The organism is Acidovorax sp. GW101-11A03 (genome assembly GCF_059424825.1).
The window spans coordinates 22,405-45,653 of sequence record NZ_JBWKZU010000018.1; the positions used below are offsets into that span (position 1 = coordinate 22,405).

Sequence of the window (23,249 nt, forward strand, 5' to 3'; positions counted from 1 at the left end):
GGCCCTCTGCGCGCGTCCATCAAGCCCTGATAGCTATCAAAAACATAGTAAACACATGACCACTCCGACGCCCCAAGACCCGCTGGTGCTGTACGGCCAGCAGTTCACCAGCCGCCTGTTGCTGGGCACCTCGCGCTACCCCTCGCCCGCCGTGCTCGAAGCCGCCGTGTTGCGCGCGCAGCCCGCCATGGTCACCGCCTCGCTGCGCCGCCAGGGCAGCAACCCGGCCGAAAGCGGCAGCAGCTTCTGGGAGCTGCTGCGCAAGCTCAATGTGCCCGTGCTGCCCAACACCGCTGGCTGCCACAGCGCGCAAGAGGCCATCACCACCGCCCAGATGGCACGCGAGGTGTTCAACACCCCGTGGATCAAGCTGGAGCTGATCGGCGACGACTACACCCTGCAGCCCGACACGCTGAACCTGGTGGGCGTGGCCGAACACCTCATCAAGGAAGGCTTTCAGGTCCTGCCCTACTGCACCGAAGACCTGGTGCTGTGCCAGCGCCTGGTGGATGTGGGCTGCCAGGCCGTGATGCCCTGGGCCGCCCCCATCGGCACCGGCCGGGGCCCCGTCAACCCCTACGCGCTGCAGACGCTGCGCGAGCGCCTGAATGTGCCCATGCTGGTGGACGCGGGCCTGGGCCTTCCATCGCACGCCTGCCAGGTCATGGAATGGGGCTATGACGGCGTGCTGCTGAACACCGCCGTGGCCCTGGCGCAGGACCCCGTGGCCATGGCTGGTGCATTTGCCGATGCCGTGGGCGCCGGGCGCGCAGCGCGCCTGGCAGGCGCCATGGCCGCGCAGGACGCCGCCCAGCCCAGCACCCCCGTGCTGGGTACCCCTTTCTGGCACCACGCCCATGCATGACACCCCCGCCCTGGCGCACGCCATCCTGAGCCACCACGCAGCCACCTTTGCGGGTTTTGCACCCGAGCCCGTGCCTGCCCCCACCTCGCACGAGCCGGTCTACCTGGCCGCGCTGCAAGCCTGCAGCCAGCTGGGCTTCATCGCCCACGACGCCGAATGCCTGGCCCGGGCGTGGCAGGCGCGCGCCCTGCGCACTGGCGCGGCGCAGCCCGAGGTGTGGCCTGACGCCCCTGAGGACTTCGGCCTGCAGCCTCTGCCCCGCGCCCACCAGTTCGCGCCCTGCCCCGAGCGCCTGGGCCTGTACGCCGTGCTGCCGGACGCCACCTGGGTGGGCCGCATGGCCCGCGCAGGTGTGCCCACGGTGCAGTTGCGCTTCAAGTCCGACGATGCGGCCGCGATTGAACGGGAAGTGCGCGCCGCCGTGTTGGCCGTGCAGGGCACGGGTGCGCTGCTGTTCATCAACGACCACTGGCGCGTGGCCATCGACGCGGGTGCCTACGGTATCCACCTGGGCCAGGAAGACCTGGATGCGCTGAAAGCCGACGAGTTGCAGGCGCTGCGCAACTCGGGCCTGCGCCTGGGCGTCAGCACCCACGGCTATGCCGAAATGGTGCGCGCCGATGCCGTGGGCCCCAGCTACATCGCCATGGGGGCCGTGTTCCCGACCACGCTCAAGAAAATGGCCACGGCGCCCCAGGGCGTGGGCCGGCTGGGGGTGTATGCGCGGCTGATGCGGCACTACCCGCAGGTGGCCATTGGCGGCATTGGCGCCGAGCAGTTTGCGCAGGTGCTGGCCACGGGGGTGGGCTCCATCGCCGTGGTGCGGGCGCTGGTGAACGCGGCAGATCCTGAAAGCGCTGCGGCCCAGTTGATGCAGCACATGGCGCCCACGCCCATCTGAAGGCTGCCCCAGGGCCTGGCACACAACACCAGGGTCTGAAAGTGCTGCGCCATGCTGCGGCGGCGGTGCATTGACGTGGCATCCAACCCACCTGATGTCGCCCACGCAGCGCGAGCCGAGGCGCCACAGCAGGCCTTGGGCCGCTGGCCCAGGCCTTTTACTTGCTGCGATCGGCCTTGTGTTTCATCTGCTCCAGTTCCAGCCGCAGTTCCATCAGGTCGTTCTCCATGCCAAAACCCACGGCCTGCCCGGAGGATGGCGGGGGCGTCACCGGCACGGGCGGAAGGTCGCTGAGGGTCAGGTGCAGGGGTTCGGACAGGTCGAGATCTAGGGGGACATTGCCACTGTCTGCGCCCATGGCCGCCGGGGCGGTGGACACGGGGGCGCTGTTGTTCGCCGGGGCAGTGCGTGGCGGCATGGCCCCAAAGTCAAACTCCAGGCTGGCTGCGAGCGAATCCAGCGGCGCGTCATCCCGCAACGATGCAGCCACTGCCGGAGCAGAGGCCACGGACGGTTCGGCCACCAGGGCTTCGACCCGGGGCGGTGCCAGCGGGGTGGTCCGCTTGCGCGGCGGGGGCTCGCCCCGTGCACTGGCAGGGGTGGTCTGCGCGATGGACAGCAGCAGCAGCAGGTCGTCGTAGGCCGCCAGGTCAAACGGCTCCACCGCTTCGGCCCCGGTGCGGCGGAACAGGAACTTCTCCAGCAACCCCAGCACTTCGGCGGATGTCCACGCAGCTTCGATCTCGGCCAGCGCGTCGGTGTAGTGATAGAGCATGCGCCCCGTGCGGTGGAAGCCGGAAAACTCCGGCACCTGCGCATTGAAGGACTGCATGAACTGCGCACGCAGCTGGGCAAACTCGTCCACGCGGCTGAGCGTGTGGTACAGCTGCAAAAGCTCCAGATAGGCCAGCGGCGAAGTCTCGCGGTGCTCTGCGATGTGGTTCTTCAAGACCTCGATGGCCTGCTGGTGCTCGCCCACCGAAATGAAGAATTCAGCCTGCTGCTGGATGTCAAAAAGCTCTTCGGGGTTGACGATGTGCAGCGATGCCGATGCCGCAGCAGGTGATGGCGACGCCACCGGTGGCCTGGGCAGCGGCACAGGTGCGCTGACCACCGGGGGTTTGGTGGCAGCGCTGCTGGCTACCGCCGCCACCGGCACCGGGCTGGGCGCAGGGACGGTGACTGGCGACGACGGCCCCGTGGAGGTGGGGCCTTCGTCGGGCAAAGGCTGGGTGTCGGACGGCAGCCAGGAATCTGCGGGATGGGGTGCCAGGCCCAGCGTTTCCTCGGCCACGGCGGCATCGCGCGCGCCCAGGGCTACCGAGTCGCCCCAGGCCCGAGCAGCGTTCTGGGAGGCATTGCGCAGGCGCACCCACATCCACGCAACCCCGAGCAGGGCCAGCGCCAACAAGGCCCCCAGCGCATACACGATGGCCGCCGGAAAGCGCTCTTGCTCTGCCAACTCCAGCTGCTGCTGCAACTGCGCGGCGGCAGCACGGTCTTTGGCGGCCTGCGCGCGCAGGGCTGCGGCCTCGGACTCCAGCGTTTTCAGTTGCTCGCTGTCCTTGAGCAGGGTTTCTGGCTGCGCGTTCAGCGACTTCCACAGCGCAATGGCTTGTGCGCGCTGCACCGACATTTCCTCGGACGGCGTGACCATGAGTTCGGTGCTGGAACGCAGCGGGACCGGGCTGTCCAGCCAGATGTCCAGGGGCTCCAGCACCAGGCGGGGGCGCTGGGCGGGCGCGGCCCCAGCCGCCAAGGCCTTGGTGGGGGCCGGTGCGCGGGCAACAGGCCGCGCAGGGGTCGGGGACGCAGGCCGTGCCACGGTGGGCGCCCGGGGTGCCGGGGGTTGGCGCGTGGCTTGCCTGTCGGCAGGGGCTGGTACCGCACGGCTGTCTGGTGCCGCCGCCGGGGGCTGGACGGTCTCGCCCCCTCTGGCAGCGGGCAGACGCGACAGATCCACCGGAAGCGCCGAGGCCGAGCGCGTGGCAGTGGTCGGAAGGTCAGAGAGAAATGTGTATGTGCGTGTGGTTTTGCCAGCGCACCCGGCCGTGAGGGTCACGGTGAGCACGGGTTCATCCAGGGAAACGGATGCCATGACCCGCACACCCGATGGGCGCCCCCGCACTTCAGGCAGGGGGATGACGCGCACCTTGCTGTCGCCAATCGCGTTGTCGCCCGCCACCAGCTTCGCTGAGACGCAGGAAGACGCGACATCCGAACCCGGGTCGGGCTGCAATTCAAACGTCAGATCGACAGGAGATCCCAACACCACCGTGCCGCTGCCACTGCCCAGCGACAGTGCCGACGCACCAGCTGCGAACACCCACAGCCCCGGCCCAAAAATAGTGTTACGGATTTTCACAATAAGTTCTGTTCCTGGTCTGAGGCATTCTTGCACACAAGTCCCAGATAAGGCCAGAGCCATAATGGCGCTATGAAAATTCAGTTTCCCACCATCGCCATCGTGGGCACCGGCGCCATGGGCCGGGGCATTGCCCAAATCGCAGCCCAGGCCGGCAGCCAGGTTTTTCTGCTGGATGCCAACCCCGGCGCCGCTGATGCGGCCCAGGCAGCACTCCAGGAACAATGGAACAAACTGGTGGCCAAAGGCCGCATCGATGCCGCGCAGGCCAGCGAGCTGGTAGCGCGGCTGCACCCCGTCAAGGCCGTGACCGACCTGGCGAGCTGCGATTTGGTGGTGGAGGCCATCGTGGAGCGCCTGGACGTGAAGAAGGCGCTGTTTGCCGAGCTGGAGGCCGTGGTCCGCCCGGATGCCGTGCTGGCCACCAACACCTCCTCCCTGTCCGTCACCGCCATCGGCGCGGGCCTGCAGCGGCCCGAGCGCCTGGCAGGCTTCCACTTCTTCAACCCGGTTCCACTCATGAAGGTGGTGGAAGTGATTGCCGGGCTCAAGACCGATGCCGCCGTGTGCACCGCCCTGGCCGCCTATGCCAAGCAAATGGGCCACACGCCCGTGCAGGCGCAGGACACGCCCGGCTTCATCGTGAACCACGCCGGGCGTGGTTTTGGCACCGAGGCGCTGCGCATCGTGGGCGAAGGCGTGGCCGACTTCGCCACCATCGACCGCATCCTGCGCGACCAGGTGGGCTTCAAGCTCGGGCCATTCGAGCTGATGGACCTCACGGCGCTCGACGTCTCCCACCCGGTGATGGAATCCATCTACCGCCAGTACTACGACGAGCCTCGCTTTCGCCCCAGCGTGATCACGGCGCAGCGCCTGGCCGGTGGCGTCGTGGGCAAGAAGGTGGGCGAAGGCTTCTACCGCTATGTGGACGGCGTAGCACAGGTGCCCGCCGAAGCCCCAGTGCCTGTGGTCAACGACATCCCGCCCGTCTGGGTGTCTCCGCGTGCTGCCCGGCGCGCCGAGCTGTACCAGTTGCTCAAGGACCTGGGCGCCACCATCGAGACGGGCCAATCCCCCTCACCCCACGCCATCACGCTGGTGGCGCCGCTGGGCTTTGACGTGACCACAGTGGCCGTGGTGGAGCGGCTGGACCCGGCGCGCACCATCGGCATCGACATGCTCATCGACGACGCCGCCACCAAACGCCGCGTGCTGGCCACCAACCCCGCCACGCGCGTGGACATCCGCAATGCGGCACATGCGCTGTTTGCGCGCGACGGCAAGGCCGTGAGCGTGATCCGCGACAGCGGTGGCTTTGTTACCCAGCGCGTGGTGGCCACCATCGTCAACATCGCGACCGACATCTGCCAGCAAGGCATCTGCTCGCCCAAGGACCTGGAGACCGCCGTCACCCTGGGCCTGGGCTACCCGCTGGGCCCATTGGCCATGGGCGACCGCTGGGGCCCCACGAACATCCTCGAAGTGTTGTTCAACATGCAGACCGTGTATGGCGACACCCGCTACCGCCCCAGCCCGTGGCTGCGCCGGCGCGGTGCCATCGGCCTGAGCCTCACGCATGTAGAAGAAAACTGAACGCCCGCACCAAGGCCACCCATGCCCGCAGAACTCCGAAGCACCAGCCAGGGCCAGACCCTGATCCTGACCCTGAGCAACCCCGAGCGGCGCAACGCCATCGACCCGTCGATGTACGCGGCAGGCGTGGAGGCGCTGAGCGTGGCCGAGAGCAGCGCCGACATCCGCAGCGTGGTCATCACCGGGTCCGACGGCATGTTCTGCTCGGGCGGCAACCTGCAGCGGCTGCTGGCCAACCGCCAGCAGCCGCCCGAGGTGCAGGCCCAAAGTATCGAAGGGCTGCACAACTGGATCGAGACCATCCGCACCTACCCCAAGCCGGTGATTGCGGCGGTGGAAGGCGCGGCGGCCGGCGCGGGTTTTTCGCTGGCGCTGGCCTGCGACTTCATCGTGGCGGCACGCAATGCCGTGTTCGTGATGGCCTACAGCAACGTGGCACTGTCGCCCGATGGGGGGGCGAGCTGGAGCCTGTCGCAGGCCCTGCCCCGCCAGATTGCCACCGAGATACTCATGTGCGGTGACCGCATTGGTGCAGAGCGCCTGCATGCCCTGGGCCTGGTCAACCGCGTGGCCGAGGCGGGCTCTGCACTGGATGCTGCGCTCGCCCTGGCCGAACAGCTCAACGCCAAGGCCCCCAACGCCCTGGCCAGCATCAAGGAGCTGCTGAACGAAGCGCCCCACGCCAGCCTGACTCAGCACCTGGGCCATGAACGCGACCAATTCGTGAAGAACCTGCACCACGCCAACGGTGGCGCAGGCATTTCCGCCTTTCTCGAAAAACGCGTGCCGCGCTACGAGTAAGCCGCTACCCATTCACCCTCCCAAGCCCCTGGCAGTCGAACCGGCCGCCAGGGGCTTTTTGCTGCGCGGCTGCGCAGACGCGCAGGTGACAACCCTGACGCTTTGCCCAGGTCCCTCACGCGACAATGGGCCCGTTACCAGTCACGCAAAAGACAGACCATGGACGACCCGATTCTTACTATCGAAGAACGTGAAGCGATCAACTCCGGTCGCTGGTTTTCTTCCCTCTCACCTTCGCTACGCCACGACATCCTCCGATGTGCATACGTCAAACGTTTCAAGGACGGCGCCCTGATCTGCGCACGCGGCGATCCACCCGAGGAGTGGATTGCCTGCGCACGCGGTGCGGTGCGGGTGAGCTCCACATCCATCTCGGGCAAGCAGATCACGCTGACCTATGTGGAGCCGGGCATCTGGTTCGGCGACGTGGCGATCTTCGACGGGGACCGGCGCACGCACGACGCCTATGCGCATGGCGACACCACCATCCTGTGCGTGGCCAAGTCCGATTTCAAGAAGATCCTGGCCTCGCACGTGGAGTTCTACGAGGCCATGCTGCGCCTGCACGCGCGGCGCATTCGCCAGCTCTACGGCCTGGTGGAAGACCTCAACACCCTGCCCTTGCGCGCGCGGCTGGCCAAGCAGCTGGTGCACCTGGTGCGCAGCTACGGCATTCCCAGCCTGTCGGACGGCAGCGAGATGCGCATCGGGCTGCAACTGGCGCAAGAAGAGCTGGCACAGCTGCTGGGCGCATCGCGCCAGCGCGTGAACCAGGAGCTGAAAGCCATGGAGCGCGAGGATGCCATCCGCATCGAGCCGGGCGGCCTGGTGGTGCGCGACCGCGAGGCACTCATGCGCATTGCGGAAACCGACAACTGAAGAGCAACAACAACAAACTCTCCGCCCTCTCATGAGCAACTTTGACCACTTCGTGGGCACCCGGCCCGTTTCCGAGCAGCACGCGTTCGACACCGCCGCGCTAAGCACCTGGCTCTCGCAGAACATGAAGGGCTTTGCGGGCCCCCTGACGGTGGAGATGTTCAAGGGCGGGCAGTCCAACCCCACCTACAAGCTCATCACGCCCACCACCAGCTATGTGATGCGCGCCAAGCCCGGCCCGGTGGCCAAGCTGCTGCCTTCGGCCCACGCCATCGAGCGCGAGTTTGCGGTGATGAGCGGCCTGTACGGCACCGACGTGCCCGTGCCGCGCATGTTCGTGCTGTGCGAGGACGAGTCGGTCATCGGCCGCGCCTTCTACGTGATGGAGTGCATGCAGGGCCGCGTGCTGTGGGACCAGTCCCTGCCCGGCATGTCGCAGGCTGAGCGCGGTGCCATCTACAACGAGATGAACCGCGTGATTGCCGCGCTGCACACCGTGAAGTTTGCAGACCGTGGCCTGGCCAGCTACGGCAAGCCTGGCAACTACTTCGAGCGCCAGATCGGCCGCTGGAGCAAGCAGTACGTCGCCTCCATCACGCAGCCCATTCCCGAAATGGACAAGCTCATGGAATGGCTGCCCGCCCACATGCCCGCCAGCGCGCGGGATGAAAGCCAGGTGTCCATCGTGCATGGCGACTACCGGCTGGACAACCTCATGTTCCACCCCACCGAGCCGCGCGTGATCGCCGTGCTCGACTGGGAGCTGTCCACCCTGGGCCACCCGCTGGCCGACTTCAGCTACCACTGCATGAGCTGGCACATCCCCGCCGCCATGGGCCGGGGCATCGCGGGACAAGACCTGGCCGCGCTCGGCATCCCCAGCGAAGACAGCTACATCCGCCTGTATTGCGAACGCACCGGCATCGCCACGCCCGAGGCGCTGCGCGCCGACTGGAACTTTTACCTCGCCTACAACATGTTCCGCATCGCGGCCATCCTCCAGGGCATTGCCAAGCGCGTCGAAGCGGGCACCGCGTCCAGCGCGCAGGCCAAGGCCTCGGGGGACACCGCACGACCCATGGCCGAGCTGGCCTGGTCGTTTGCACAGCGCGGCTGAGAACAACACAGGCAGAAGCACAGGCGCCGCCCCACGATTACCAACGGAGAAGAAACCCATGGACTTTGACTACTCGCCCAAAACCAAGGAACTGCAGGCCAAGCTGCTCCAGTTCATGGATGACCACATCTACCCGAACGAAGCCACCTACACCGCTGAACTGGCGGCCAACACGGCAGCGGGCAAACGCTGGAGCGCGCTCAAAACCATCGAAGACCTCAAGCCCAAAGCCCAGGCCGCCGGTTTGTGGAACCTGTTCCTGCCAGTGGACAGTGCCGCCGCCTCGGGCTACGAAGGCGCGGGCCTCACCAACCAGGAGTACGCGCCCCTGGCCGAAATCATGGGCCGCGTGCAATGGGCCAGTGAAGTGTTCAACTGCTCCGCCCCCGACACGGGCAACATGGAAACCATTGCCCGCTACGGCGACGAGGCCAACAAGGCCCGCTGGCTCAAGCCCCTGCTCGAAGGCAAGATCCGCTCGGCCTTTGCGATGACCGAGCCCGATGTGGCGTCGAGCGATGCCACCAACATCGAGACGCGCATCGAGCGCCAGGGCGACGAGTACGTGATCAACGGCCGCAAGTGGTGGATCTCCGGCGCGGCCGACCCGCGCTGCGCGGTGTTCGTCACCATGGGCAAGACCGACCCCGAGGCGCCCAAGCACTCGCAGCAAAGCATGGTGCTGGTGCCCGCCGACACCAAGGGCATCACCATCATCCGCCCGCTGAACGTGATGGGCTATGACGACGCCCCCCACGGCCACGTCGAGATGACCTTCGAGAACGTGCGCGTGCCCGTCTCCAACATCCTGCTGGGCGAAGGCCGTGGCTTCGAGATCGCACAAGGGCGCCTGGGCCCCGGTCGCATCCACCACTGCATGCGCCTCATTGGCCTGGCCGAACGCGCGCTGGAGCTGATGTGCAAGCGCGCCTCCTCACGCACCGCCTTTGGCAAGACCGTGGCCCAGCAGACCGTGACGCAAGAGCGCATTGCCGAAGCCCGCTGCAAGATCGACATGGCCCGCCTGCTCACCCTCAAGGCCGCCTGGCTGATGGACGTGGCTGGCAACAAGGTCGCCAAGACCGAAATCGCCATGATCAAGGTCGTCGCCCCCAGCATGGCCTGCCAGGTCATCGACTGGGCCATGCAGGTGCACGGCGGCGGCGGCATGTGCGACGACTTCCCGCTGGCCTATGCCTACGCCGGTGCACGCACGCTGCGTTTTGCCGACGGCCCGGACGAAGTGCACCGCAACGCGATCGCCAAGTGGGAGCTGGGCAAGTACGGCACCTACGGCCGCGATGCGGGGGTGCCGATCACGCGCGGGGCTTGATCGCGCGGGCAACACAATGAACAACGGGGCCACAGGCCCCGTTTGCTTTTTGGGTCGGCATGGCGAGGGGGTTTACCGCTCCACATTCGGCAAATCATCCGGCCCCGCCACCGACATGGGCGGCAGGTTCTGCATTGCGGCCTGGGCGCCTATCAGCAGCATCTGGGTGGCGTGTGCAATTTCGGGCAGGCTGCGCTCGGTGTGTTCCATGCGCAGGTAGACCTTGCCGCGCACCAGCATCAGCACCAGGGGAGACTGCGCACGCGCGGCGCTGTGTTCGCCTTCCAGGAAGTTGAGCAGCTGCGACACCACGGGCGCGTGGATCCAGCGCTGGGCCACCTCGATGCGCTCGGCAATCACCGCGAAATGCTGGCGGAAGGACGCGGGCAGGCCGGGCCAGGTCATCTCTTCGTACATGGCCAGCCAGCGCATTTCTTCGGGCAGGCTGGTGTTCACCGTGGTCTGCAGCGTGTCGGTGATGGCGTTGTAGGCGCTGCCCTCCAGTGCCTCGTGCAAGGAGCGGTTGAGCACCATCACGGCGGCGTCCGGGTCGGCGCCCACGTCGGCGCGACCGCGCAGCTCCAGGCCCCGCACATAGTCGCGTGTGGGGGCACCACATTCCAGGCGCCAGGGGTGGCCGCCCACGTCGCCCCCCAGGTCGAAGTGCCCCTCGGTGGCCGACGGCACGATGGCCAGCTGTTGCGACGCGGCCCAGCGGGCCACTTCCTTGTTGGTGACGGGCCGGGCGGCGGAGCCGCTGGACGGGCTGAAGGCTTTGCGCAGGCGATCGAACATGGCCAGGGGGAAGCGGAGTGCTTCGCAAGAGTCACGGGTACGGGCATTATTGGGGGCATTCGCTGCCGGAGAAAGCCCCCCCGAGGGAAAAGCCGCCCTGAGTCGCCTGCGGCGCCCTGCCCGAAGGGGGACGCACCCGGTGGCCCGACACAGCAAGCCCCACGGGTGCACTGGCCTTGCGCCGCGCCGGTTTCGTCGGCCGTGGATGGGGCACAGCGTTTGGCTCACTTGCATGTTTTCACCATGAACCGCCGTCTTGCCTTTTTTTCCCTGGGTTGCACGCTGGCCTCGTCTCCGCTGGCCTCCCTGGCGCTGCCCGCCGATGCCTCGGCCACGGCACGGCAGCTGGTGCGCTGGGCCACGGACACGGGCGACCACCAGGGCTTGCCTTTTGCAGTGATTGACAAGCCCTGGGCCCGCATCCATGTGTTTTCGGCCCAAGGGCAGTGGCAGGGCAGTGCGCCGGTGCTGCTGGGCGCGGCACGGGGCGACCGGTCGGCGCCCGACCTGGGCACGCGGCCGCTGGCGCAGATCCGGCCGGAGGAGCGCACCACGCCCGCAGGCCGTTTTGTGACCGAACCGGGCCGCAACCTGCGCGGGGAAGACATTGTGTGGATCGACTACGACTCGGCCGTGTCGCTGCACCGGGTGCGCAGCGTCAGCGCCTCCGAGCGCCGCCACCAGCGCCTGGCCAGCGGCAGCACACGCGACAAGCGCATCAGTTATGGCTGCGTGAATGCGCCCGAGGCGTTCTACAACAAGCACATCGCCCCGCTGTTCGGGCTGGGGCCCGGCGTGGTCTATGTGCTGCCAGACACGGAATCATCTGCTACATTTTTTATAGCTGCAAGCGCTTATCCTTAGCGCGGAGACGGCACTTTTTATTCAAATTTTTCCCCGATCCCGGGCGCCGGGGGCTTCAGCCCGTCTTTTGCAGCCTGAACACCGCGCGCCGCGCGCCCACCGTGAGCCCCTTGGCGTTGACGATGTGCGCAGAGCGCCGCCATGCCAGGGCCTCGCGCTGGCCAGCGTTCAGCCAGCCAAGCTGGTCCATCACCTCCACGGCGGCAGCCACCTGGGCGACCATGTTGCCGTCCATGATCTTGAGCGCAAAGGCCTCGCCCCGGCTGCGGCTGCCCACCACCTGCACGCCGTCGGCGCCCGTCTTGGACACCCAGTCGCCCTGCCCCACCTGCATGAACTCCAGGTCGTGCCGCCCTGTGCCTGAGCCCAGCTCGGGCCGCGCCACCATGGCGTCGGCCAGCGTGGTCAGGCTTTCGTGCAGGTCGGTGTCGGGCGCGCCACCGGCCAGCCGGGCGTAGCCCCGCGCCAGGTGCGCCAGCGGCATGGCGTAGTTGGGCGCCGAGCAACCGTCGATGCCCATGGCGAGCCGATCGGGAGCGAGCCCCACCGCCTGCGCCACGTGGTTGCGGATGGCCACCTGCAGCGGATGGGCGGGGTCCAGGTGATCCTCCAGCGGCAGCCCCTGCTGCACGCAATGCGCCACAAAACCCGCGTGTTTGCCGCTGCAGTTGTTGTGGCGCTCGTCGGGCACAAAACCCTGGGGCAATGTGCCCAGGCCCAGCTCGGCGAACAGGGGGCGGTGGCAGCCGCAGCGCAGCGCGTGGTAGTCCTGCCCCACGCTGGCCAGCATGCGGTCGGCCTGTTCCACATGCATGGGCTCGCCGTTGTGGCTGGCGCACAGCAGCGCCAGTTCGCCCGGCCCCCAGCCCAGCGCGCGGGCCCCGCCCGACTGCATGAAGGGCAGCGCCTGAAACGCCTTGATGGTGGAGCGGGTGAAAGTGACCGTATAGGGATCTCCCACCTGTGCCAGCACCTGGCCCTGGCGGTTGGCCACGGCCACGGCGCCCCAGTGCTGGCACTCGGGCAAGCCGCCCCGGCTGACTTCGATCAACGGAACAAAACCCATGGCGATGATTCCTGGCAGCGGCCTTAGCGTGCGGTGGTGGGAGGGGTTGCGGGGGCCAGCGTCAGGCTGTGCGCCCAGCGCGCGGGCTGGCGCTGCAGGGCGCGGTAGCCGGTGTCGGCCCAGGTGGTGCTCATGTCGCGGTAGCGTGGCGAAAACACCAGGCCGCTTTGGCCGGTCTGGTAGATGAAGCGCGACTGCTCCAGGTCCGCCAGGTCATACACCGCGCGCAGCGACGCGGCGTGGCGGTTCACATAAGGCCCCTTGGCCTCGCCGGCGTTGTACTGGCCCACGTTCACGGTGTACGAGTCTCCGTGCGATGGCACGCTCACGTCAAAGAAGCGGGCCAGCGCAGGCACATTGCCAAAAGGCCGGTGCACGCTGAGCGCGGGGTGGGCTGCGCCCCAGCGCCACTGGGCAGGGTCTGCGCCGTAGGTGGCCTGCAGGCGGTCGAGCGCGCGCCCCAGGGCGGCGGCGGATTGCTCGGCGCAGGTCGCAGGCTGGCACCACCAACTGTCGTTGCGCTCCAGGATGCCTTCGATGGCCGCACGGTAGTCGCGCTTGCCGTAAGTGGCCTTGAAGCGGCCCTCGCCAATGCGCGGGACGATGAGGCCCCGTGCCAGTTCGTCCGTCCAGGCCACAAAGATCAGCGGCGCGGCGCGGCCCGCGTCCATCACGCCGTCAAAGCCCTGCAGCTCCTTCTGCGCCGCAGCGGCAAGCGGGTGCGCGGACTGCGCCTGCTGCAGGTACGGCAGCAAGCGCCGCGTGGCGAGCGAGGCCACATCGCGGTGGATCGCCTGCATGCTGGCTGCGTCGTGCTTGGGGGTGGCTTCGATGAGCTGAGCGATGCGGTCGTAGCGGTAGGGCAAGGCCCAGTCCTGCGTGAGGAAGTGCGGGTAGCCGGGCGCCGTCACGCGCTGGTTGGCGGTAGCCACCCAGCCCTTGTTGCCATCGTCCTGCGGGGTCTGTTCGTAGGGCAGCCAGCCCTTCCAGTCGTAGCGTGCATCCCAGCCGGGCGATGGCGCTACGCCCCGGATGTCGTTGGCCGCATCGCGCACCGGCACGCGGCCAGCGGCCTTGAAACGGATGGTGCCCTGGTCGTCGGCCGCCACCACGCTCTGCATGGGTGAGTGGTAGTGGGCCAAGCCTGCAAAGAGCTCGTCCACGCTCTTGGCCTGGTTGGTCTTGAAGCCTGCCAGCACCGTCTGGTTGTCGTCGTCCAGCGCGCTCCAGCGCAGCGCCAGCACGTACTTGCCCAGGTCCAGCACCTCGGCGTGCGACTTCTGCACGTCGCTCAGCACCGGTCCGTGGCGGGTGCTGCGCAGCTGCAGCACCACGTCGGCCTCGCCCTTGACGCGGATGGTCTCCTTGCGCACGGTGAACGGCGCCCAGCCCTCGGGTGTGCGGTACTGCGTGGCATCGGCCGGGTTGATCTGCTCCAGGTACAGGTCCTGCACATCCGGGCCGGTGTTGGTAAAGCCCCAGGCCACCTTGTCGGTGCGGCCCAGCACCACAAAGGGCAGGCCCGGCAAGGTGGCACCCACCACGTCGATGGCGGCAATGGGCGTGCCGTCCGAGGCCTGCCCTGCAGGCGCCTGCAGCCCGGCGAAGTACCAGATGGCCGGGGCCGACAGGCCCAGGTGCGGGTCGTTGGCGAGCAGGGGTTTGCCGCTCACGGTCCGCGAGCCCGCCAGCACCCAGTTGTTGCTGCCCTTGCCTTCGTTGGTGCCCGCGTTGCGGGTCAGCTCGTCGGCCCAGGCCAGCATGCCGGTGCTGATCTGGCGGGCCAGCGGGCCTTCCGACTTGCGACTGACCGCGTCCACCGCACTGCCCTGCGCCGCCGCAGTGGAGCCCGCATCTGCCGCGCGGTACACGCCCAGCTGGCGGTACAGCGCTGCCAGGTCAGCCGAGGCGGCGGGCTTTTCGCCCGGATAGGGCGGCATCAGCTGCCAGAGGCGGTCCGTGTCGAGCGTGCGCGCCACCGACAGGCGCGCAAATTCGGTGCCCCAGTTGCCACCCAGGTCCAGCGCCATCATCAGCGCCCACCCCACGCTGTCTTCGGGCTCCCACACCGTGCCCTGCGCGCCGCCGGGCTGCACGCCCAGCACATGGAACTCGGGCGGCAGCGCCTGCGGGCGATTTTTGTGGAAGGCGTGGATGCCCTGGCTGTAGGCCTGCAGCGCGTCCTTGGCGTATTGGGGCAGGCCCGCGTACTGGCGCTTGGCCACGCCCATGATGTCGAGCGCACGCATGAGCTTGTCGGTCTCGACGGTGGCCGAGCCAAACACCTCGGACAGCTCGCCATGCATGACCCGGCGGTTGAATTCAAGCTGCCAGGTGCGTTCCTGCGCATGCACATAGCCCATGGCAAACCAGGCATCCTGCGGGGTCTGCGCGCGCACATGGGTTACGTCCGATGGGTCACGCTGCACACGCACGGCGTCGCGCAACCCAGGCACTTGCAGCGTGCCATCCACCACCGCAAAGCTGCGCTGCACATACACCGCCGCGCCCGTGCCCGCCAGCAACGCCGCCACCACCAGCCCGACGGCCGTCCGCTTCATCCACGCCATGTCTTGTCTCTCCTGCTGTTGTGTTGTGTCATCTGAGTGTTTAGCCGCACGTCCCTTGGGACGCCTGCAGACCAGCAGCCTGCGGCATCGAACCTGCAGTGGGCAAAACGATCAGCCCAGGTGCACGCTGGTGCCCACCACCTGGAAGCTCATGACCGGCGCGCTGGGTTCTGTAAAAGGCACGCCCAGAGCTATCTGCCCATTGCCGTGCAGGATGCAGGCATCGCGGCGCAGCCGCACGGGCGAATCGCTGCCTTCAAACCGCACCCAGGTGCCAAAGCTGCTCATGTCGGTGAGCACAAAACCGCTGTTGCGCCAGTCGATGCGTGCATGCAGGCGCGACACCCGGGGATCATTGATGCACAGCTGCGCATGGTTGGCGCGCCCCACATGCACGGGGGCGTCCGACGAGGTGAACGACATGTTCACCCCATGCCACGAAAACTGGATTTCCCCCAGGATCGGGTCCACCGGGGCAAAACTGCTGGCCAGCGCCGCCTGCATGGTGAGGGAGTCGGGTTCTTCGTTCTCGCGCCACTCCACCTGGTAGAGCATGAGGAGTTCGGCCTTGCCCCGGATCTCCATGTGGCCGAGCTTGCGGTACCAGGCATCGGGCGCCGAGCCAGCGAGCAGCACGGTGGTCTCGGTGGCCCAGATTTCGGCGGGCCCGGCCCGCTCGCACAGGCGGGAGGCCACGTTGACCGCGTCGCCATAACAATCGCCATCCACATCCACCACCTCGCCACTGGCCACGCCCACGCGGATGTCCATGCGCAGCGGCTGCGGCCAGCGGCCCAGCCGCTCCTGGTGCTGGCGCAGCATGGTGGTGGTGGCCGAAACGGCCCCGGCCGCGTCGCCAAACACGCACAACACGCCGTCGCCCAGCTTCTTGACCACCCGCCCCCCGTGGGTTTCGATGGTGTCAGCAATCCACTGGGTGACCTGCGTCACGGCTTCCGTGGCACGCTCGTTGCCCAGCGTTTCGTACAACGAGGTACTGCCCGAAATGTCCGCGAAGACCACCGTTGACAGCACGCTCATGAACGATGGCCTATTAGTAACATCATGTGAATCAGTTTAGTGCAAGCTCAACGAAGACGCACCCACCCAAGCGTCAACAATCCTGAGCCGGGTGTGGCGCCTCCACCAGCGCGCTCCAGGCCACCCACCTCCGGGCACCTGGCCAGGGGCAAAAGGGAACGCATGCACCTTCAAGCCCCATCCACACACTACTTAGTACATGGCATGCCCAAGCGGTGTCAGGGCATTGCAAGCAACTGCGCGAAATACGTAAAAGTTCGCAACAAACGGGGCTGGCGTGTTGTCTTTATACAAAAACAGGAGCACCACCCTTGCGTCAATCCTCGCTCCCGCTTAATTTGACCGACCCTGTTACAAAAAACGTTGTGCGCCCTGCCCATGCGCTGGAACAAACCCAATCTCCGCAACAACCTGCACGACCTGCTCGGCCGTGACAAGCCGTCTTCGACGGCCTGGGTGCGCGACCAGGGGCTGGAGGAAGTGCGCCAGGCGATGCTGCAAGGCCTGATGGGCGTATCGGGCTGCGAAGTGGCGCGCATGAACATGCGGCTGCGGTATGCGGGCGACATCGAAGCGCTGTGGTATCTGCGCATCGATCTGTTTGACACCCTGGTGCCCTTGCGGGGCGAGGCCGTCGCCCAGAAGGTGCTGGACCACGTCACCCCCTTGTTCCAGGGTCAATTGCCGCTGTCCCTGCGCACCCCCCAGGCACCACAGGAACCCCGGTTCCGGAATTTCTAAGCCAGCCTAGCGGCCCCTTGGGCCACACTCTCCGGCCCGGTCCACTTGCCTCAGTGGCCTCAGTGCTGGTGCCCCCAGTAGATCAGCGCATCACGCGCCTCCACCGACAGCGACACCGTCGCCCCCACCGGCAGCAGCACCTTGGTCTCGACATGCCCGAACGGCAGGTTTGTGAGCACCGGCGCCTTGATCTGGCTGCGCAGCCAGTCCACCACCGACTGCAGCTTGTAGCCCTTGTCGTGCGGCGCCAGCTTGAAGTTGGTGAACTGCCCCAGCACCACGGCCTTTTGCTGGGCGAGCACACCAGCGTGCAGCAACTGGGTGAGCATGCGCTCGATGCGGTAGGGGTGCTCGTGCACGTCCTCGATGAACAGCACCCCGCCCTTGATCTGTGGCAGATACGGCGTGCCCACCAGCGCAGCCAGCACCGACAGGTTGCCGCCCCACAGCGTGCCGCTTTTCACATACACGTTGGGCACGACGGGCTTGCCCGTGGTGGCGTTGGGCTTCTCGTTGTGCATGCGCCAGCCCGTGCCTTCACCATGGCCGGTGAGCAGGTCGTCAAAGCAGGCTTCCATGATGTCGTCGGGCTCGCCCGCCACGCCAAAATCCGCCCCCAGCGAGGGGCCAGCCCAGGTGGTGGCGCCGGTCTTGGCCAGCACTGCAAGCTGGAAGGAGGTGAAGTCGCTCACCCCCACAAAGTGCATGCCCTTGTCGATGGCCTTGGCTACGGCCTTGTAGCGGATGCCCGGCAGGATGCGTGTGAGGCCATAGCCACCGCGCGAGATCAGCGCCACGTCGGCCCCGCTGGCGGCAGCGCGGTGGATGGCGGCCAGCCGCGTCTCGTCGTCGCCTGCAAAGCGGGTGTGGGTGGCCAGCGCATCGGCGTCCACCTCGACCTCGTGGCCCAGGGCCTTGAGCCGCGCAATGCCGCGCTTGAAGGCCGCCTTGTCGCGCACGGCGCTGGAGGGCGAATAGACGTAGATGTGCTTGGGACCGTGGTCGTGGTCGCACAGGGAATGGTCGTGATCGTGGTCGTGCAAAGCGCTCAGACCCGCCGAGGGCCTGCTCCGTCAAAAAGAGAGGTCTGGCGCTGTGTCAGCCGTTAGAGCTGCCAGCGCCAGGAAACGAGAAGTATTCCACAGCCCGTGCGGCGATCACCTCGCCATGCTCCTGCACAAAGTGGCCCGCATCCGGCAGCACCACGGGCTCGGAGCAGCCGTGGATGGTTTGCTGCAGCGCGCGCATGGTAGGCAGGCCCAGCACCGGGTCTTGCGCGCCCACCACCATCAGGGTCTGGCCCTGCCACTGGCGCTGCCAGAAATCGCGGGCCGCGCGCGACAAGGCCGCGCCCGGGTCTTCGGTGGCGGCGGGCACGCGTTCGGGGAACGCGCGCAGCGCGGCACGGTAGCCTTTATCAGGGAACGGCGCATCGTAGGCTGCGCATTCGGTCGGGCTCAGGTGTGGGTTGCCACGCGCCAGCAGGCGCCCTACCCCATACAGCGGCTTGTCGCGGCACATCGCACGCCAGTCCACAAAACCCTTTGGCAGTGGCGCGTCGCCCGTGGCCAGCAAGGTGTTCATCACCAGCACACCGTTGAACCGCTCGGGCATCGCCATGGGCAGCGTCAAGCCCAGAATGCCGCCCCAATCCTGCACCACCAGCACCACGTCGCGCAAATCGAGCCTTTCAATCAGCTCCAGCAGCACCTGACGGTGCCATTCGAACTGGTGGGCGCCCTCCTTCTTGGGCTTGTCGCTTTTGCCAAAGCCGATCAGGTCGGGCGCCACCACGCGGTCGCCTGCGGCCAGAAAGGCGGGCAGCATGCGGCGGTACAGGTAGCTCCAGGCCGGGTTGCCGTGCAGGCACAGCCAGGTGCGGGGCGCCATCGCCGGGTCTGGCGGGCCTTCGTCCAGATAGTGCAAACGCAGGCCCGCCAGGCTGGGCAGGTCGCTGATGTACTTCGGCGCCCACGGGTAACCGGGCAAATCGGCAAACGCGGCATCGGGCGTGCGCAGTGCATCGTCGCGCAGCGGGTGGCGGGCCAGCGCTTCCGCGCGCTGCTGGCGGCGGCGCTCTGCAAAAAAGCCGCTCAGCAGGCTGCCACATTCGTCGGCCAGCACGCTGCCCAGTACCTCGGTCTGGTGGTTGATCTCGGCGTGAGCGAACAGGTTGAGCACTGAGCCAGCGGCGCCCGTCTTGGGTTCCTCCGCGCCATAGACCACGCGGGCCAGGCGCGCATGCAGCATGGCGCCACTGCACATGGCGCAGGGCTCCAGCGTCACATACAGGCTGCAGCCGTCGAGCCGGTAGTTGCCCAGCTGCTGGGCTGCGGCGCGCAACGCCACGATCTCGGCGTGGGCCGTGGGGTCGTGGGCCTGCACCGGGGCATTGCGGCCCGTGGCAATCACCTTGCCGTCCTTCACCACGATGGCGCCCACGGGCACCTCGCCCGCCTGCGCGGCCACCTGCGCCTCGGCCAGGGCCAGGCGCATCCAGTGGGTGTCGTCGGGGTTTTTGCCCATCATTTCAATATTAATAGCAATAAAATGAATACAGCCGCGCGGAAGCGGCCATTTTTATTCATTATTTGGCGGCATCCTCGGGCATGGGGCGCGCCTGCTGCATCAGGCCTTCCATTTGCTGCTTGACCTGTTGCTGCACCTGCTGGCTTTGCTCGCGCACGGTGGCCGGGGGTGCCGATGCGGGTGCGGCTCCCGGGGCCGTCTGCAGCGCGGGCACCGGGGCGCGCGTGGCCGACAACTGCTTTTTGGCCAGCAGGCCCACGATGGCCAGCACCACAACCAGCCCCACCAATCCAAACACTGCACGCATAAGACCGCTCCTTGCCGGGCACCAGCCGCCCGTTGGCTCAGCGACCGACTGTAAATGCAAACCCCGCACGCAAAAACGGCCGCTCGCGGCGGCCGTTGAAGGTGTCGCTAACGCAGCGGGCCTCAGTTCAGCGCCACGCGGCTGCCGTCCTTGAAGGTATAGAGCGTCACGGCGGGCGTCGTCAGTTCGCCCTTGGCGGTGAAGGCGATGTTGGCCGTCACGCCCTTGTACTCGGTCTTGGCCAGGAAGGGAGTGAACACCTTGGGGTCCACCGAGTTGGCGCGCTTCATCGCATCGGCCAACACCATGGCGGCGTCATAGGCGTAGGGGCTGTAGATCTGGAACTGGCCCGGGAACTTGGCGTCGTAGCGCTTCTTCCAGTCGGCGCCGCCCTGCATCTTGTCCACCGACGCGCCGCCCGTGGCACAGGTCACGTTCTTCAGCGCGGGGGTCTTGCCCGACAGCTCGGGCAGCTTCTCGGTGCACAGCGCGTCGCCGCCAAAGAACTTCACGTTGCCCAGGCCCAGCTGCTCCATCTGGCGCAGCATGGGGCCGGCCTGCGCGTCCAGGCCGCCGTAGAAGATCGCGTCGGGCTTCTTGTTCTTGATGCCGGTGAGGATGGCCATGAAGTCGGTGGCCTTGTCGTTGGTGAACTCCTCCGCCACCACCTTCAGGCCCTTTTGTTGGGCCGTGGCCTTGAACACCGAGGCCACACCCTGGCCGTAGGCCGTGCGGTCGTCGATGATCGCTACGTTCTTGAGCTTGAGGTGGTCGGCACCAAACAGCGCCAGCGCTGCACCCAGCGCGTTGTCGTTGGCGATCAGGCGGAAGGTGGTCTTGTGGCCGGGCTTGGTCAGGTCGGGGTTGGAGGCCGAGGCCGTGATGTGCGGCAGATCGCACTTGGCATAGATCGCCGATGCAGGGATGGACGTGCCCGACTGCAGGTGCCCCACCACGCCCGCCACCTTCTGGTCGCACAGCTTTTGCGCCACGGCGGTGGCCTGGCGTGGGTCGCCTGCGTCGTCTTCGGCCGCAATTTCAAACTTGATCTTCTTGCCGCCGATGAGGAGGTTCTGGGCGTTCAGGTCGTCAATGGCCAGGCGCACGCCGTTTTCAGTGTCCTTGCCGATATGGGCAATGCCGCCGGACACGGGGCCCGCGTGGGCGATCTTGACGGTTTGCACATCTTGCGCAGAAGCCACGCTGGCGGCCAGCGCAACGGCGGTCAGGGCAGAAATGCGGAACAGGGGCGAGGAAGCAAAAGCGGGACGAAGCACGGTACGGAGTCTCCAAAATCAGTCTATGCAGGCATGTTGTGCACCGATCTTGTACACAACAAGCCCTGCATCCTAGCCATGCCAGCGGCCAATTGCTGTACTTGCTATGCAAACTTAGCAATTTGCTCTGGCATTAACCACGCTAATGGGCAGTCCTCCCGCAGGCATTTCGCGACGTGGCTGGGATAATCACGCCCCATGTCTCTCCTGCCCCACCAGCTCGAACTGCTCTCCCCCGCGCGCGATGCCGACATTGGCATCGAAGCCATCAACCACGGCGCCGATGCCGTCTACATCGGCGGCCCCGCCTTTGGCGCGCGGGCCAGCGCGGGCAATGACATCCGGGACATCGAGCGCCTGGTGAAGCATGCGCACCGGTTCAACAGCCGCATCTTCATCACACTCAACACCATCCTGCGCGACGATGAACTGGAGGCCGCGCGCCAGATGGCCTGGCAGGTGTACGAGGCGGGCGCTGACGCGCTCATCATCCAGGACATGGGCCTGCTCGAAATCGACCTGCCCCCCATCCAACTGCATGCCAGCACCCAGACCGACATCCGCACACCCGAGAAGGCGCGTTTTCTGCAGGACGTCGGCCTCTCGCAAATCGTGCTGGCACGCGAGCTGACGGTGCAGCAGATCGCGGCCGTGCACAAGGCGCTGGGCCCGGTGGATGCGCCGGGCCGCGCCAACATCGAGTTCTTCATCCACGGTGCGCTGTGCGTGGCCTACAGCGGCCAGTGCAACATCAGCCATGCACAGACCGGCCGCAGCGCCAACCGCGGCGACTGCAGCCAGGCCTGCCGCCTGCCCTACCAAGTGACAGATGCGCAGGGCCGCTTCATTGCGCATGACAAGCATGTGCTCAGCATGAAGGACAACAACCAGAGCGACAACCTGCGCGCCCTCATCGACGCCGGAGTGCGCAGCTTCAAGATCGAGGGGCGCTACAAGGACATGGGCTACGTGAAGAACATCACCGCCCACTACCGCACCTTGCTCGACGAGATCATCGAAGAGCGCGAGGCCCAGGGCCGGCCGCTCTCCCGCTCATCCAGCGGGCGCACCACCTTCACCTTCACGCCCGACCCGCTGCAGAACTTCAACCGCGAGTTCACCGACTACTTCGTGACCGGCCGCAAGGAAGACATCGGCGCCTTCGACAGCCCCAAGAACCCGGGCCAGGCCATTGGCTGGGTGACCAAGGTGGGGCCCGACTTTGTGGAGCTGGAAGTGAGCGACCCCGCCACCGTGCTCCACAACGGCGACGGCCTGTGCTACTACGACCTGCACAAGGAGCTGGTGGGCATGGCCATCAACGTGGCCGAGCCCGTGTCGGCACGCAGCGTGGGCCAGTGGCGCGTGTATCCGAAAGACCCGATGGAAGGCTTCAAGGATCTGCGCAAGGGCACCGAGATCAACCGCAACCGCGACATGGACTGGGTGCGCACGCTGGAGAAAAAGTCCAGCGACCGCCGCATCGGCCTGTGGGCGCACCTGAGCGAGACACCTTCCGGCTTCAGCCTGATGCTGACCGACGAAGACGGCAACGTGGGCTGTGCCGAAGTGCAGCAGCCGCACCAACCCGCCACCGACGCAGCCAAGGCCGAAGCCAGCCTGCGCGAGCAACTGGGCCGTTTTGGCGCCACCGTTTTTGCGGTGCACGACATTGCGCTGCAGCTTTCGCAGCCGTGGTTTGTGCCCGCCTCGGTGCTCAACACGCTGCGCCGCGATGCGCTTGCCGACCTGGAAGCCAGCCGCGCCCACAACTTCACGCGCCTGCAGCGCGCCACGCCGGTGGAGCCCCCCGCGCCCTACCCTGAGGACACGCTCTCGTTCCTCGGCAATGTGTTCAACCACAAGGCGCACGACTTCTACGTACGCCACGGTGTGAAGGTGATCGACGCGGCCTACGAGGCGCATGAAGAGGAAGGCGAAGTCAGCCTCATGATTACCAAGCACTGCGTGCGCTTCTCCATGAGCCTGTGCCCCAAGCAGGCCAAGGGCGTGACGGGCGTCCAGGGCACCATCAAGGCAGAACCCTTGATGCTGATCAATGGAAAGGAAAAGCTGACCTTGCGCTTTGACTGCAAGCCCTGTGAAATGCACGTGGTGGGCAAGATCAAGCGCCAGGTACTGAACCAGGTGCCGGAAGTCCCGCTCCAGTTCTACAAAGCCCGGCCGCAGAACGCGCATTGA

The 23,249-nt window shown here is 66.8% G+C and carries 19 protein-coding genes; 10 read left to right on the forward strand and 9 right to left on the reverse strand.

The genetic code is table 11. The features are described 5' to 3' along the window. Positions 1-55: 55 nt before the first annotated feature. Positions 56-865 carry a thiazole synthase gene (locus tag AC07Z7_RS09935; RefSeq protein ID WP_494766148.1) on the forward strand — a complete coding sequence of 270 codons (810 nt, stop codon included), beginning with the start codon at positions 56-58 and terminating at the stop codon, positions 863-865. Next, entirely contained in the window at positions 858-1,766 is a 909-nt protein-coding gene (locus AC07Z7_RS09940; RefSeq protein WP_494766149.1) for a thiamine phosphate synthase, read from the forward strand. Before AC07Z7_RS09935 ends, AC07Z7_RS09940 begins: the two co-directional genes overlap by 8 nt. 157 nt (positions 1,767-1,923) lie before the next feature. Here the strand turns inward: AC07Z7_RS09940 and AC07Z7_RS09945 are convergent, their stop codons facing one another. Beyond that, entirely contained in the window at positions 1,924-4,131 is a 2,208-nt protein-coding gene (locus AC07Z7_RS09945; protein WP_494766150.1) for a hypothetical protein, read from the reverse strand. Positions 4,132-4,203: 72 nt separating this feature from the next. Between AC07Z7_RS09945 and AC07Z7_RS09950 the strand changes: the two genes are divergently transcribed. From AC07Z7_RS09950 to AC07Z7_RS09970, 5 genes are all read left to right on the forward strand, one after another. Beyond that, a complete protein-coding gene (locus AC07Z7_RS09950; protein WP_494766151.1) occupies positions 4,204-5,727 on the forward strand; it encodes a 3-hydroxyacyl-CoA dehydrogenase in 1,524 nt (507 codons plus the stop codon). 21 nt (positions 5,728-5,748) lie between these two features. Further along, positions 5,749-6,528 (forward strand): oxepin-CoA hydrolase, alternative type, encoded by a 780-nt coding sequence (locus AC07Z7_RS09955; RefSeq protein ID WP_494766152.1) that lies wholly within the window; start codon positions 5,749-5,751, stop codon positions 6,526-6,528. Between the two features lie 159 nt (positions 6,529-6,687). Next, positions 6,688-7,407, forward strand: coding sequence for a Crp/Fnr family transcriptional regulator (locus AC07Z7_RS09960; RefSeq protein ID WP_063460954.1), 720 nt, complete (start codon positions 6,688-6,690; stop codon positions 7,405-7,407). Between the two features lie 31 nt (positions 7,408-7,438). Beyond that, positions 7,439-8,524 carry a phosphotransferase gene (locus AC07Z7_RS09965; RefSeq protein WP_494766153.1) on the forward strand — a complete coding sequence of 362 codons (1,086 nt, stop codon included), beginning with the start codon at positions 7,439-7,441 and terminating at the stop codon, positions 8,522-8,524. A 58-nt stretch (positions 8,525-8,582) separates the two neighbouring features. After that, positions 8,583-9,857 carry an acyl-CoA dehydrogenase family protein gene (locus tag AC07Z7_RS09970; RefSeq protein ID WP_094290501.1) on the forward strand — a complete coding sequence of 425 codons (1,275 nt, stop codon included), beginning with the start codon at positions 8,583-8,585 and terminating at the stop codon, positions 9,855-9,857. A 72-nt stretch (positions 9,858-9,929) separates the two neighbouring features. On the opposite strand, the gene AC07Z7_RS09975 is transcribed toward AC07Z7_RS09970, so the two are convergent. Next, entirely contained in the window at positions 9,930-10,652 is a 723-nt protein-coding gene (locus AC07Z7_RS09975) for a hypothetical protein (protein ID WP_494766154.1), read from the reverse strand. Positions 10,653-10,895: 243 nt separating this feature from the next. Between AC07Z7_RS09975 and AC07Z7_RS09980 the strand changes: the two genes are divergently transcribed. Further along, positions 10,896-11,516, forward strand: a complete 621-nt coding sequence (locus AC07Z7_RS09980) for a hypothetical protein (protein WP_494766155.1) — start codon at positions 10,896-10,898, stop codon at positions 11,514-11,516. A 55-nt stretch (positions 11,517-11,571) separates the two neighbouring features. Here AC07Z7_RS09980 and AC07Z7_RS09985 read toward each other — a convergent pair whose 3' ends face one another. The 3 genes from AC07Z7_RS09985 to AC07Z7_RS09995 form a co-directional block, all read right to left on the reverse strand. Further along, entirely contained in the window at positions 11,572-12,582 is a 1,011-nt protein-coding gene (locus AC07Z7_RS09985) for an asparaginase (protein ID WP_494766156.1), read from the reverse strand. 23 nt (positions 12,583-12,605) lie between these two features. Next, complete coding sequence (locus tag AC07Z7_RS09990) at positions 12,606-15,152, reverse strand: penicillin acylase family protein (RefSeq protein ID WP_494766157.1); 2,547 nt, start codon at positions 15,150-15,152, stop codon at positions 12,606-12,608. Positions 15,153-15,263: 111 nt separating this feature from the next. Further along, positions 15,264-16,193, reverse strand: coding sequence for an adenylate/guanylate cyclase domain-containing protein (locus AC07Z7_RS09995; RefSeq protein ID WP_252658204.1), 930 nt, complete (start codon positions 16,191-16,193; stop codon positions 15,264-15,266). Positions 16,194-16,571: 378 nt separating this feature from the next. Between AC07Z7_RS09995 and AC07Z7_RS10000 the strand changes: the two genes are divergently transcribed. Further along, positions 16,572-16,934, forward strand: coding sequence for a hypothetical protein (locus tag AC07Z7_RS10000; RefSeq protein ID WP_252658205.1), 363 nt, complete (start codon positions 16,572-16,574; stop codon positions 16,932-16,934). Positions 16,935-16,993: 59 nt separating this feature from the next. Here the strand turns inward: AC07Z7_RS10000 and AC07Z7_RS10005 are convergent, their stop codons facing one another. The 4 genes from AC07Z7_RS10005 to AC07Z7_RS10020 form a co-directional block, all read right to left on the reverse strand. Then, a complete protein-coding gene (locus AC07Z7_RS10005; RefSeq protein ID WP_494766158.1) occupies positions 16,994-17,977 on the reverse strand; it encodes an LD-carboxypeptidase in 984 nt (327 codons plus the stop codon). 55 nt (positions 17,978-18,032) lie between these two features. Then, on the reverse strand, positions 18,033-19,463 hold the full coding sequence (tadA, locus tag AC07Z7_RS10010) for a tRNA adenosine(34) deaminase TadA (protein WP_494766159.1): 1,431 nt from the start codon (positions 19,461-19,463) through the stop codon (positions 18,033-18,035). 58 nt (positions 19,464-19,521) lie between these two features. Then, the gene (locus tag AC07Z7_RS10015; RefSeq protein WP_094290494.1) at positions 19,522-19,770 is read right to left on the reverse strand and encodes a hypothetical protein; all 249 of its coding nucleotides are present in this window, start codon (positions 19,768-19,770) and stop codon (positions 19,522-19,524) included. A gap of 122 nt (positions 19,771-19,892) precedes the next feature. Next, on the reverse strand, positions 19,893-21,047 hold the full coding sequence (locus AC07Z7_RS10020; protein ID WP_494766160.1) for a branched-chain amino acid ABC transporter substrate-binding protein: 1,155 nt from the start codon (positions 21,045-21,047) through the stop codon (positions 19,893-19,895). Between the two features lie 198 nt (positions 21,048-21,245). On the opposite strand from AC07Z7_RS10020, the gene AC07Z7_RS10025 reads away from it, so the two are divergent. Continuing rightward, on the forward strand, positions 21,246-23,249 hold the full coding sequence (locus AC07Z7_RS10025; RefSeq protein ID WP_494766161.1) for a peptidase U32 family protein: 2,004 nt from the start codon (positions 21,246-21,248) through the stop codon (positions 23,247-23,249).

Excerpts from the sequence above, each read along its gene's own strand:
- AC07Z7_RS09935 (WP_494766148.1), top strand. The coding sequence starts at position 56 with ATGACCACTCCGACGCCCCAAGACCCGCTGGTGCTGTACGGCCAGCAG.
- AC07Z7_RS09940 (WP_494766149.1), top strand. The coding sequence starts at position 858 with ATGCATGACACCCCCGCCCTGGCGCACGCCATCCTGAGCCACCACGCA.
- AC07Z7_RS09950 (WP_494766151.1), top strand. The coding sequence starts at position 4,204 with ATGAAAATTCAGTTTCCCACCATCGCCATCGTGGGCACCGGCGCCATG.
- AC07Z7_RS09955 (WP_494766152.1), top strand. The coding sequence starts at position 5,749 with ATGCCCGCAGAACTCCGAAGCACCAGCCAGGGCCAGACCCTGATCCTG.
- AC07Z7_RS09960 (WP_063460954.1), top strand. The coding sequence starts at position 6,688 with ATGGACGACCCGATTCTTACTATCGAAGAACGTGAAGCGATCAACTCC.
- AC07Z7_RS09965 (WP_494766153.1), top strand. The coding sequence starts at position 7,439 with ATGAGCAACTTTGACCACTTCGTGGGCACCCGGCCCGTTTCCGAGCAG.
- AC07Z7_RS09970 (WP_094290501.1), top strand. The coding sequence starts at position 8,583 with ATGGACTTTGACTACTCGCCCAAAACCAAGGAACTGCAGGCCAAGCTG.
- AC07Z7_RS09975 (WP_494766154.1), bottom strand. The coding sequence starts at position 10,652 with ATGTTCGATCGCCTGCGCAAAGCCTTCAGCCCGTCCAGCGGCTCCGCC.
- AC07Z7_RS09980 (WP_494766155.1), top strand. The coding sequence starts at position 10,896 with ATGAACCGCCGTCTTGCCTTTTTTTCCCTGGGTTGCACGCTGGCCTCG.
- AC07Z7_RS09985 (WP_494766156.1), bottom strand. The coding sequence starts at position 12,582 with ATGGGTTTTGTTCCGTTGATCGAAGTCAGCCGGGGCGGCTTGCCCGAG.
- AC07Z7_RS09990 (WP_494766157.1), bottom strand. The coding sequence starts at position 15,152 with ATGGCGTGGATGAAGCGGACGGCCGTCGGGCTGGTGGTGGCGGCGTTG.
- AC07Z7_RS09995 (WP_252658204.1), bottom strand. The coding sequence starts at position 16,193 with ATGAGCGTGCTGTCAACGGTGGTCTTCGCGGACATTTCGGGCAGTACC.
- AC07Z7_RS10000 (WP_252658205.1), top strand. The coding sequence starts at position 16,572 with ATGCGCTGGAACAAACCCAATCTCCGCAACAACCTGCACGACCTGCTC.
- tadA (WP_494766159.1), bottom strand. The coding sequence starts at position 19,463 with ATGATGGGCAAAAACCCCGACGACACCCACTGGATGCGCCTGGCCCTG.
- AC07Z7_RS10015 (WP_094290494.1), bottom strand. The coding sequence starts at position 19,770 with ATGCGTGCAGTGTTTGGATTGGTGGGGCTGGTTGTGGTGCTGGCCATC.
- AC07Z7_RS10025 (WP_494766161.1), top strand. The coding sequence starts at position 21,246 with ATGTCTCTCCTGCCCCACCAGCTCGAACTGCTCTCCCCCGCGCGCGAT.